We start from the raw sequence: 10,765 nt of genomic DNA, 5'->3' as shown, positions 1-10,765 counted from the left end.
CGTAATACTGGCCGTCGGCGTTGTTGCCGGCCGCGGTGACATAGTCCACCCCGCCGGTGGCGGCAGTCTTTACCGCCTGCGCCACCATGCCGTCCTCGAAATAGGGCTCGAGGAAGAAACCGATGTCGTCCACGATGATGTCGGCGCCCGCGGTGTCCAGATCCTGCACGCACTGGATGAACTGCAGCGAGGTGTCCACGGCCGCGGCGACGCCGCAGAACGCCAGCGACGCGCCTGGTGCGAGGTCGTGTACGATCTCGAGCATCGCGGTGCCCTCATCGCCATCGCCCGGACTGTTGACGATCTGTACGCCGGCGGGCAGGTCGCCGGAGCTGACGGCCGTGGCGCGGTTGATCGCCCCGTCCGAGATCACGCCCACCTTCACGTTCGCGCCGGTAATGCCGACGCCGCGCAGGTCATGCGCGCGCAGCTGCACGTCACCCTGGCTGTTCACGCTGCCCGTGCGCGTGAAGGCATAGTCCGGCACGGTGACGCGGCGCACCGAGGACAATTGCGCGAGCGCTGCCAGCGCGTCGGGCGCAATCCAGCCCTGCACGATGCCGTACCGTTCGTTGGCAATCTCGATCTGCAGGCCCGCGGCACGCAGCACGGATGGCACCAGCGCCGCACCGCGATGCAGACGCACGTAGACCTGGACCGCATCCCTGTCGTTCAGGCGGGCGAGGCGGCCAGCGGCCTGCCGCAGCGCCGCCGAGCGCGCGTCATGCGTGCGCGCCAGCACCATGGACTCCCGCAGCAGCGCGGCGAGCGTCGCATCCAGCTTCTGTTCTGTCTTGAACGCGACCAGTCCGCTACCCTGTGGTGCGGCCACCGCGGTTGCCATGCCGCCACCCAGCAGGCAGCCGAAGGCAAGCCACGGCAACATGCGTTTGAGTCCGAGTTCCATTCGCCCCTCCTTTTGCGAGCCGGCCGGCTAGCGTGTATGCGCGTAGGCCGGCAGCCCGATCGAAATGACGCCATCCAGCCTGGCGGCTTCTCTCATGTATACGGCCGGAATCCAGCCCTGGATCAGCGGCCGCGCGGCCTGCGTCTGGATATCTTCCACTCGCCCGCCGGCATCGAGCAAGGCGTCGCCGATGGCCTGGCAACGCTCGCGCTCGCAGTAGATGTAAGCCTGGATCAGGCCGCTGTCGTCCACGCGCAGCAGCGGAGTGGAATAGCGCCGGGCGGCGTCCGGCTTCAGGGGTGCACCCTCAGCCACGATGGCGTCGGCGGCGGCCAGCAGCTGACCGTTGACCGGCAGGCTCTCGGCTTTGGCAGGAATGACGGGGGCCGGTTCAGCGGCCGGGGCGGCGGATTGCCCGGCGCCGCAGGCACAGGCGGCATTCACGCCTGCGATCGGCAGCAGCACGAGCACTGCCGCAAGGCGAAGGGCTGGGGTCCGCAATGGCATGCGTCCGGGTCACAGCGTCCTGGCACAACGCACCCACCTTAGCCAGTGGGCCCGGAGCTGTCTAGCGGCCAGTCAGCACGGAGCCAACCTCTGATCCATTCGAGTCGTCATTCCGGCGGAAGCCGGAATCCAGCGGCTATCAAGGCCCTGGGTCCCGGCCTACGCCGGGGTGACGGTATGAACAGACCGCTCCCTAGGCGGCGGACGCCTTGCCCGCGCGCTTGCGCTCGTGTTCCTTGAGGAAACGCTTGCGCACGCGGATCGAGGCCGGCGTGACCTCGACCAGCTCGTCGTCGTTGATGAACTCCAGCGCGGATTCGAGCGTGAGCCGGATCGGCGGGGTCAGGATGATGTTCTCGTCACTGCCCGCGGCGCGGATGTTGGTCAGCTTCTTGGCGCGCAGGACGTTGACCACCAGGTCGTTGTCGCGCGAATGGATACCGACGATCTGGCCCTCGTACACGTCCACGCCCGGCTCCACCAGCATGCGCCCGCGGTCCTGCAGGTTGAACAGCGCGTAGGCCAGCACCTTGCCCATTTCGTTGGAGATCAGCACGCCGTTGTGGCGCTGGCCCACCTCCGTGTTGGCGCGCGGACCATAATGGTCGAAGTTGTGGAACACCAGGCCGGTGCCGCTGGTCATGGACATGAAGTCGGTCTGGAAACCAATGAGTCCGCGCGAGGGGATCAGGTACTCCAGGCGCACGCGACCCTTGCCGTCCGGCACCATGTTCTGCATCTTGCCGCCGCGCTCGGCCAGCGCCTGGATCACGCTGCCCTGGTGCTGCTCCTCGATGTCGGCGGACAGCGTTTCCCAGGGCTCGCAGGTCTCGCCGTCGATTTCCTTCAGGATCACCTGCGGGCGCGACACCGCCAGCTCATAGCCCTCGCGGCGCATGTTCTCGATCAGGATGCCGAGGTGCAATAGACCGCGACCCGAAACCTTGAACTTGTCCGGATCCACGCCCGGCTCCACGCGCAAGGCCACATTGGTCTTGAGCTCGCGCTGCAGGCGCTCGGCGATCTGTCGGCTGGTGACGAACTTGCCTTCCCTGCCGGCGAAGGGCGACTTGTTGACCTCGAAGGTCATGCTCATGGTCGGCTCGTCCACCTGCAGCGTCGGCAGGCCTTCCGGCGCCTTCGGGTCGCAGACGGTTTCGGAAATGCCGAGGTCCTCGACGCCGGTGATGGCGACGATGTCGCCGGCCTGCGCCTCGGCCACCTCGTGACGCTGCAGGCCGAGGAAGCCCAGCACCTGCAGCACACGCGCGTTGCGGGTCCGGCCATCGCGGCCGACCACGGTCACCGGGGTGTTGGTCTTGACGCGGCCGCGCTGGATGCGGCCGATGCCGATCACGCCGACGTAGCTGGAGTAATCCAGCTGGCTGATCTGCATCTGGAACGGACCGTCCACGTCCACCTTGGGCGGCGCGACCCGGTCCACGATGGTCTGGAACAGGGTGGTCATGTCGCCTTCGCGAACGCTTTCCTCGAGGCCGGCGTAGCCGTTCAGTGCGGAGGCGTACACGGTCGGGAAGTCGAGTTGCTCATCGGTGGCGCCGAGACGGTCGAACAGGTCGAAGGTCTGGTCCAGAACCCAGTGGGCGCGCGCACCCGGGCGGTCGATCTTGTTGATGACAACAATCGGCTTCAGACCCAGCGCGAAGGCCTTCAGGGTCACGAAACGGGTCTGCGGCATGGGGCCGTCCACCGCGTCCACCAGCAGCAGCACCGAATCCACCATGGACAGCACGCGCTCGACCTCGCCGCCGAAGTCGGCATGGCCCGGGGTGTCCACGATGTTGATGCGGTATTCCTGGCCGGATCTGGGGTCGGTCCAGCGGATGGCGGTGTTCTTGGCCAGGATGGTGATGCCGCGCTCGCGCTCGAGAGCGTTGGAGTCCATCACCCGCTCGCCAAGCTCCGTGCGGGCATCCAGCGTGCCGGACTGGCGGAGCAGCTTGTCCACCAGCGTGGTCTTGCCGTGGTCGACGTGCGCGATAATCGCGATGTTTCGCAGGTTCTGGATCATGGGCGGGCTCGGGACGGCACAGGCAGGTCGGGGGCAGGCAAAAGGCCGCCTAGTTTAGGGGTTTTGCCACCCCGCCGCCACGGTCAATCTGGTAAAGTTCCGCCCCTGAGGAGAACACCATGAAACAAACGCCTCAGCAGCTCTTGGTCAACAACCGTGAATGGGTCAGCTCCATTCGCCAGGTGGACCCCGACTATTTCGCCCGGTTGTCGGCCCAGCATGCGCCACACTACCTTTGGATCGGCTGCTCGGACGCCCGCATCCCGGCCAACCAGATCATCGGCCTGCCGCCGGGCGAGGTCTTCGTCCACCGCAACATCGCCAACCAGTTCCGGCTGCGCGACGCCAACGCCACCGCCGTGCTGACCTTCGCAGTCGAGGTACTGAAGGTGCGCCACATCATCGTCTGCGGCCATTACGGCTGCGGCGGTGTGCTCAACACCCTGCGCCATGACGCGCCGGGGCGCGGCCTGCCGGCCATCCGCCGCTGGACCGCCGGCATCCGCGCCATCAAACACCGCTTCCGCAAGGAGCTGGCGCGGCTGCCGGACGATGCCGCGCGCGAGACGCGGCTGTGCGAGCTCAACGTGCTGCAGCAGGTCGAGCACGTGGGCCACGCACCGGTGGTGCGCAAGGCCTGGGACGAGGGCCGCGAGCTGAGCGTGCACGGCTGGATCTACGGCCTCAAGGACGGCCTGCTCCACGACCTCGGCATGAGCCTGCACGGGCCCGAGGACCTGCGACGCTGCAGCGAGAAGCTGCGCGCCACTGCCGGCGCCGGCTGAGATGCCACCGGCGCCGGACGGCGGCGCTACGCAGATGCCTCAGGGGTTTTTGTAGTAGAAGTCATAGGCCCCGGAACCGCTGTAGGACTTCAGGCGCCAGCGATAGGTACCTGCAGTGCCCGAGTAGACGATGTCTTCGCTGGAGGTGCTGCCCTCCGCACGCGCAACGATGCTCCAGCTGCTGCCCAGCAGGCCGGTGGTCCGCTTCTCGAGGTACAGGTCGAAGTCGGCATTGGCCGGCCCGCGCAGGTAGCCCTTGAACTGGCCGCCGCCGCTGCCGAACCCGCTCGACGAGGTCACGTAAGCGGTGCCGCCACTGCTCAGGCTGCCGCTGACCTTTGTGCAGTCGCTGCAGGGCCCGCTCGTGCTGCTGACGCTCACCGTCCGGGTCTCGCCGTCCGTCTGGCCCACGCTGTCGGTGACGGTCAGGGTCACGCTGTAGCTGCCGCCGGCCGCATAGCTGTGATTCAGCACGGCACCATTGCCGCTGCCGCCGTCGCCGAAATTCCAGCTGTAGGTGGCGATGCCGTGATCGTCGCTGGAGCTGCTGCCGTCGAAGCTGCAGGTCAAGCCATTGCAGCTGTGGCTGAAGGCGGCCAGCGGCGGATTGTCCACCGGCGTGCCGCCACTATTGACGACGTAGAGCAGCCTGTTGGGCGAGCCGCTGCCGATGTTGCTGAGCACGCCGGACGTGCTGTCGGCCACGAGCTGGTTCTGCGTCTGCGCGGCGCCCAGGCCCGGGCTGGCGGCACGCAGCAGCGCCAGCGCGCCGGCGACATGCGGCGAGGCCATGGACGTGCCGCTGATGGTGCTGGTGGCGGTCGTGCTGCTGTGCCAGGCCGAGGTGATGCCGGTGCCGGGCGCAAACAGGTCCAGGCAGCTGCCGAAGTTGGAATAGGACGTGTCACGGGAATCGGTCCGGGTGCTCGCACCGACGGTAAGCACGCTCGGCTCCGCCGCCGGCGAGGTGTTGCAGGCATTGGCGTTGTCGTTGCCCGCGGCCACCGCCACCGCGACGTTGGCGTTCACCAGGTTGCGCACGGCGTCTTCCTGCGCCTGCGAGCGCCCGCCCACGGTACCCAGCGACAGGTTGGCCACCGCCGGCGCCTGATGGTTGGCGGCGACCCAGTCGATGCCGGCGATGATCGCCGAGCCGGTGCCGCTGCCCTGGCAGTCGAGCACGCGCACCGCATGCACGGTGGCCTTCTTGGCGATGCCGTAGGTGCTGCCGGCGCTGGTGCCGGCCACGTGCGTCCCATGGCCGTTGCAGTCCTGCCAGGCGTTGGGATCGGGACTGCCCAGGCCGAGCAGGCCGCCGACGAAGTTGCGGCTGGCGCCGACGCGCCCGCTGAACTCGACATGGTTCGGGTTGATGCCGGTGTCTATCACATACACGTGCGCGCCCTGCCCGGCCAGGTCGGGATAGCCGTAGCGCCCGTCCAGCGGCAGGTTGCGCTGATCCACGCGGTCGAGCCCCCAGGTTGCGTTGAGCTGCGTGGCCACGGCGCGGACTTCGCGATCCTGCTCGACGTAGTCCACCAGCGGATGCCGCGCCAGCAACTCGGCCTGCAGCGGCGTCAGGCGCACGGCAAAGCCGCGCAGCGCATGCTCATACACGTGCAGCAGCTGCCCGCCGCCCACCCCGGCCAGCAGCGTCCGCACCTGCTCGGCAACCGGAAGCCCGGCCAGGGCCTGGCCGTCCTGCGGCTTGCCCAGCACGACGATGTACTGGTTGGGCACGAGGCCCGTGCCCGCGACCCGGTCGAGCGCAGCCCTGAGCGGACCTGCCGCCGAAATGCCGGTGATGACCGATGCCAGCAGCGCCAGAACGCCGAGCCCGATATGCCTGCGCATCGAGAAACCCTCCATGACCGGTCGGATGCCGCCCTTCTCTGCCCGACGCTCGACGGCACTGCCGTGTGGCGCGTCGGGAATCTCTCAATCATCGGAGCGAAACTGCGCAGCCTGCTCGCGTCCCGGGGACTGCGGCAAGCCGTTCGTTATGTTGCGAATTCTGCGTAACGCACAGCCGGGCTGCAATCTGGGCGAATCTTAATTTTTGAGTAGGATTTCTCCTACATCAGCGATGCCGATTCAGTTCTGCGTCTGCAGCCGGTCGAGCTTGAAGCGCCGGCCCAGCATGCGGTCGAGCCAGGCCAGCGGCATCCAGCGGCGCAGGAACGGCATCAGGAAGCTGCCGTGGCCGATGCGCAGGACCGGCGCCGGGTTGGGCTTGAGCACCGCATCCACCATCCGCCGCGCGAAAACCTCGGCGGGGGTAGCATCCTGCTGCGAGGCATTGGCGCGCGCCGCAATGGCATCCGCCACCGGTGCGTACAGCGACAGCTGACGGCTACGCTCGGAAACACCCCGGCTGGCCGTGGCACCGAACTGCGACCGGATGCCGCCGGGCTGCACCGTGATCACGCGGATGCCGAACGGCGCCAGCTCCATGCGCATGGCGTCCGACAGCGCATGCACGGCGGCCTTGGTGGCGCAGTACGCACCGGAAAAGGGTGTCACCAGCACACCCGACACGCTGCCGATGTTCACGACGCGGCCCGCGCGGCGCCGAATCATGCCGGGCAGCAGCGCCTGGGTCAGGGCCAGCACCGCGAACACGTTGGTCTCGAACTGCCGGCGCAGCTCGTCCAGCGGAAACTCCGCCAGCGGGCCCATCGCGCCGTAGCCAGCGTTGTTGACCAGCACGTCCACCGTGACGCCGTCCGCTTCCAGGCGCCGCGTGAGCGCGGCGATGCTGGCGGGGTCGTTGACGTCGAGCGCGGCAGTACGCAAGCCCCTGGCCTTGAGGTCATCCAGGGTCTGCACACGCCGAGCGGTGGCATAAACCACATGGCCGCGTGCGTGGAATTCCTCGGCCAGCGCGCGGCCGATGCCGGTGGAACAGCCCGTGATCAGCACGGTCAGCGGTGTAGCCATGGCGAGTCCGTGAATCGAAAACCCCACCGCATGATAGCGCGGCGGGGTTTGGGTGGATCGGGATACGCAGGGACCCTGCTCGCGCCAAGCCCCCCAAGATGACGGCGTGCCGTTACTTCTGCGTCCAGTTACCCGAACCGTCCTGGTAGTACCAGCCGGACTGCGCCTTGGCGATCCAGCGCTGGGCGAAGGTCTTGCGGATGTCGCCCTCCCACTCCGGATGCCCGTTGGCGACCGCGATCTCACGATATAGCGCCACGCGGTCGGCGTTTTCATCCGCAACCAGCTTCTTGACGGTGTTGCGCTCGGCCAGCGGGATGGCGTTGGCGTCGCGCACCGCGATCATGCCGTCCTGGGTCAGGCCGACCGCGCCGCTGTTGTAGTGCGGCGCCAGCGAGCCGTGCCGCGACTCCATCGAGGCCTTGATCTGCTGCACGGCCGGCGAGGAGATGTCGATGTTGGGTTCGGCCGCAGCGGCCGCCGGCACCACGAAATCCAGCACGCGCACGGCCAGCAGCGAGACCGGTCCACGGCGATTCTGCCCGCGGGTATCGGACGGCGGCGCAGCCGGCTCACCCTGCGGCTCCTTGCCCCACACGTCCTCGATGATGCGGTCGGCCGCCTTCTCGGCCGCCACCGCGGGGAAATAGACATTGATGGTCACGCAGCCCGCCAGCAGCGCGCCGAACAGCGCCAGCGGAGATACCCGGGTTGTGGTGCGCATGGTCAACTCCCTCCTGGATACTTGATGCCAGTATAAACCTGCCGTCTGAACCGCGAGTGAACGCCCTACTTGACCACCGGGCCCTCGGATTGCGTGGCGCTCTTGAGCTGTTCCACGAAACTGTCCCAGCTCACGCGGGTGGCAAAGCCGATGACGTCGATGCGCGGCAGCAGGCGGCCCTTGACGATGTAGTAGCCGCCGCTGCGGTGCGGCTCCAGGCCGCTCATGTGGCAGACGCCGTCCTGCAACCGGCAGCCGAGCGCGATGCGGTCGTAGGCAAAATCCTCGAAGAAGCGCAGGAAACCGCGCGACAGGACCCCCGCCGCGCCACCGCCGCCCAGATCGGAGATGTTCTCGATCGCGCGCTGGCTGATGCGGCGCCGGGAATCATCGCCCGGCGAGCTGTACAGCCGGCCGTCGAAGGCCACCGGCCGCCACTTGAGCAGGCGCAGGTTTTTCACGTCGCCGTCCAGCCGCCCCTCGATACGGCCGAAGGAGAAGGCGCGCGTCGCGGCCTCGAGATCGATGCGCCGGATCTTCATGTCGGCCGACAGCCGCGGCAGGTTGCCGAAGGGCTGCTCCAGCCGCAGCTGGTCCACCTCCACCCGGCCGTCGAAGACGTTCGCGGCCAGCGTGCCGCCGACGCTGAGATTGCCGTCGCGGTATTCCAGCGTGGGGATGGCGCCCGACAGCGTGCCGCCGAACACCGGCCAGTCGAGCGCGCGGCACAGCCGCTCCATGCTGACCGGCGCCAGCACGCCATCGAACGCGACCCGCATGTCCGGCGTGCCGGCAGCGGCCAGTTCGAAGCGGCGGATATCGAGACCGCCGTCGAGCAGCGGAATGCGCAGCGGCGCCTGCAGATGCAGATCGCGGCCGCGGCTATGCATTTGCAGCTCGGCGGCGCCGAAATCCAGACGGTAGGCGTTGCCGCCCTCCCAGCGCAGCCGGCTCACCGTCGCCGCCGCCGGATCGGCGCGCCAGTCGAGTACGCCGCTGGCGCCATACAGCGCGAAGCGCCGCTTCTTGTCGTCGAGATGCAGGTCGCGCAGCTCGAGCCGCAGCTGCTCGAGCCGCCCGTCGCCGAAATCCACGCGGCCCTCGACCCGGCCTTCGGTTTCAAGGTTGTCGAGCACGGTGCCGATCAGGAAAGGCTGCAGGTAGCGCGTGTAGGCGGCGGGCAGTATGGCTTCTTCGATCTGCAGCTGCAGCGAGTGCAGGCGGCGCGCGCCGGCGAGATCCAGCGCCAGCGCCCCGCGTGCGCGCAGCGCACCCGGCTGCTCGATCTGCAGTGAGTTCAGCGCCAGTTGCTGTCGGGCGCCCTGCCAGCGGCCGGTCGTTTCCAGCCGCAGCGCGCCCTGCGCCAGGTCGAGGAACACCGGCTCGACATAGAGCTGGCCGCGCGGCGCGTCGAGACGCAGGCCGAAGTCCCAGCCGTCCGGCCGCGGCTGCGCCTGCAGCGACAGCCCCAGCGCCAGCTGGTCGCTGGCCAGGGTGCCGTCCGCGCGGCTCAGGCTCAGCGCCGGCGCCGACAGCTCAGCGCGCCACGTCGTATTCTGCTGCCGCACACTGGCCTTTATGCGCGTGCCTCCCAGCGGCAGGTCGTCGACATGGAACTGCAGCGCGCCGGTGGCGAACTCATAGCGGAAGCCGCCGCCGAAATCCGGCGCATCCAGGTCATTCTGCAGCAGACGGAAGCGGGCCCGCGGGCAGTGGATGGCGGTGTCGTCGATCTGCAGCGGCTGGCAACGGACCTGCAGATCCCGCAATTCGCCGACCGGCGCCGGCAGTTTGACCACCGTCGCCCGCAGCTCGCCGCTGCCGCGCGCCAGCGCCAGCTGCACGCGCACGCCCTCGGCCTGCCAGCCGTTGCCCTGCAGGCGGCCGATGACGAGGCCGACGCGGTCGAGCGCCTGCGCATCGGCGGCATAGGCCAGCGTCGCCGCCAGTACGAAGACAGCGATACGCCGACCGTGAGCCTCGGCAAACCCGCGCATGGGGGCACTCTGCCATAACCGCCGTCGCGAGTGCGCGGCGCGCGCGCGGCATATTAGAATCGCGCAGGCTCGTCCACGGATCCCGACATGCGCCGCATTCTTCTGTTCGCCGGCCTTGCGCTCGGCCTGGTGTTGAGCATCGCGCTGTTCAACGCGCTGAACTTCCGGCCGCGCGCCGGCGAATACCCGCCACCCGCGAAGCTGGCCATCGAGCCCGAAGCCGCTGCGCGGCGCCTGGCCGGTGCGCTGGCCATTCCGACCGTATCGCACGAAGACCGCGACCGCATCGACGAGACCGCGTTCCTGCGGCTGCAAGACTATCTCGGCACGCAGTTCCCGCGCGTGCACCGCGTACTCAACCGCGAAACCGTCTCGCAGCTGAGCCTGCTCTATACCTGGCCGGGCAGCGAGGCGGGCCTAGACCCCCTGCTGCTGCTCGCGCATCTCGATGTGGTGCCGGTCGAGCCGGGCCGCGAGCACGACTGGCAGCGGCCGCCCTTTGGCGGCGACATCGCCGACGGCTACGTCTGGGGGCGCGGCGCGCTGGACGACAAGGCCAGCGCTCTGGCGCAACTGGAAGCGGTCGAACTGCTGCTGGCACGCGGCTTCAAACCACGCCGCACCATTTACCTGGCCTTCGGCCATGACGAGGAGGTTGGCGGGCGCGACGGCGCCGCACGCATCGCCGAACTCCTGCACAAGCTGCAGGTGCGTCCAGCGCTGGTGCTGGACGAGGGCGGCGCGGTGATGCAGGACGGTATGCTGGGGCTCTCTGGTCCGGTGGCGCTGGTCGGCATTGCCGAGAAGGGCTATCTGAGCCTCATGCTCAGTGCCGAGGACAGCGGCGGGCACTCCTCCATGCCGCCGCCGCGG

General features: G+C 68.5%; 9 protein-coding genes. 2 read left to right on the top strand and 7 right to left on the bottom strand.

Going from position 1 to position 10,765, the window contains the following annotated elements; translation table 11 throughout:
* The 3 genes from VNJ47_04015 to typA all read right to left on the bottom strand — a co-directional run.
* On the bottom strand, positions 1-907 hold a 907-nt coding region (locus tag VNJ47_04015), incomplete at its 3' end, for a hypothetical protein (GenBank protein ID HXG27999.1).
* Between the two features lie 27 nt (positions 908-934).
* Positions 935-1,372, bottom strand: a complete 438-nt coding sequence (locus tag VNJ47_04010; protein HXG27998.1) for a hypothetical protein — start codon at positions 1,370-1,372, stop codon at positions 935-937.
* Positions 1,373-1,607: 235 nt separating this feature from the next.
* Positions 1,608-3,446, bottom strand: a complete 1,839-nt coding sequence (typA, locus tag VNJ47_04005; protein ID HXG27997.1) for a translational GTPase TypA — start codon at positions 3,444-3,446, stop codon at positions 1,608-1,610.
* 119 nt (positions 3,447-3,565) lie between these two features.
* Here typA and VNJ47_04000 point away from each other — a divergent pair, with 119 nt between their 5' ends.
* Positions 3,566-4,231, top strand: a complete 666-nt coding sequence (locus VNJ47_04000) for a carbonic anhydrase (GenBank protein HXG27996.1) — start codon at positions 3,566-3,568, stop codon at positions 4,229-4,231.
* A 39-nt stretch (positions 4,232-4,270) separates the two neighbouring features.
* On the opposite strand, the gene VNJ47_03995 is transcribed toward VNJ47_04000, so the two are convergent.
* The 4 genes from VNJ47_03995 to VNJ47_03980 all read right to left on the bottom strand — a co-directional run bounded on the left by VNJ47_03995 (position 4,271) and on the right by VNJ47_03980 (position 9,892).
* Positions 4,271-6,085: a S8 family serine peptidase gene (locus VNJ47_03995; GenBank protein ID HXG27995.1), complete on the bottom strand. Its 1,815-nt coding sequence runs from the start codon at positions 6,083-6,085 to the stop codon at positions 4,271-4,273.
* A gap of 240 nt (positions 6,086-6,325) precedes the next feature.
* The gene (locus VNJ47_03990) at positions 6,326-7,171 is read right to left on the bottom strand and encodes an SDR family oxidoreductase (protein ID HXG27994.1); all 846 of its coding nucleotides are present in this window, start codon (positions 7,169-7,171) and stop codon (positions 6,326-6,328) included.
* A 112-nt stretch (positions 7,172-7,283) separates the two neighbouring features.
* Positions 7,284-7,895 (bottom strand): YdbL family protein, encoded by a 612-nt coding sequence (locus tag VNJ47_03985; protein ID HXG27993.1) that lies wholly within the window; start codon positions 7,893-7,895, stop codon positions 7,284-7,286.
* Positions 7,896-7,960: 65 nt separating this feature from the next.
* The gene (locus tag VNJ47_03980; protein ID HXG27992.1) at positions 7,961-9,892 is read right to left on the bottom strand and encodes a hypothetical protein; all 1,932 of its coding nucleotides are present in this window, start codon (positions 9,890-9,892) and stop codon (positions 7,961-7,963) included.
* Between the two features lie 87 nt (positions 9,893-9,979).
* Between VNJ47_03980 and VNJ47_03975 the strand changes: the two genes are divergently transcribed.
* A partial coding sequence (locus VNJ47_03975; GenBank protein HXG27991.1) for a M20/M25/M40 family metallo-hydrolase occupies positions 9,980-10,765 on the top strand: 786 nt, incomplete at its 3' end.

The organism is Nevskiales bacterium, assembly GCA_035574475.1.
Taxonomy (GTDB): domain Bacteria; phylum Pseudomonadota; class Gammaproteobacteria; order Nevskiales; family DATLYR01; genus DATLYR01.
The sequence above is the reverse complement of the archived record's forward strand: the minus strand, read 5'-3'. Positions and strand labels throughout refer to the sequence as shown.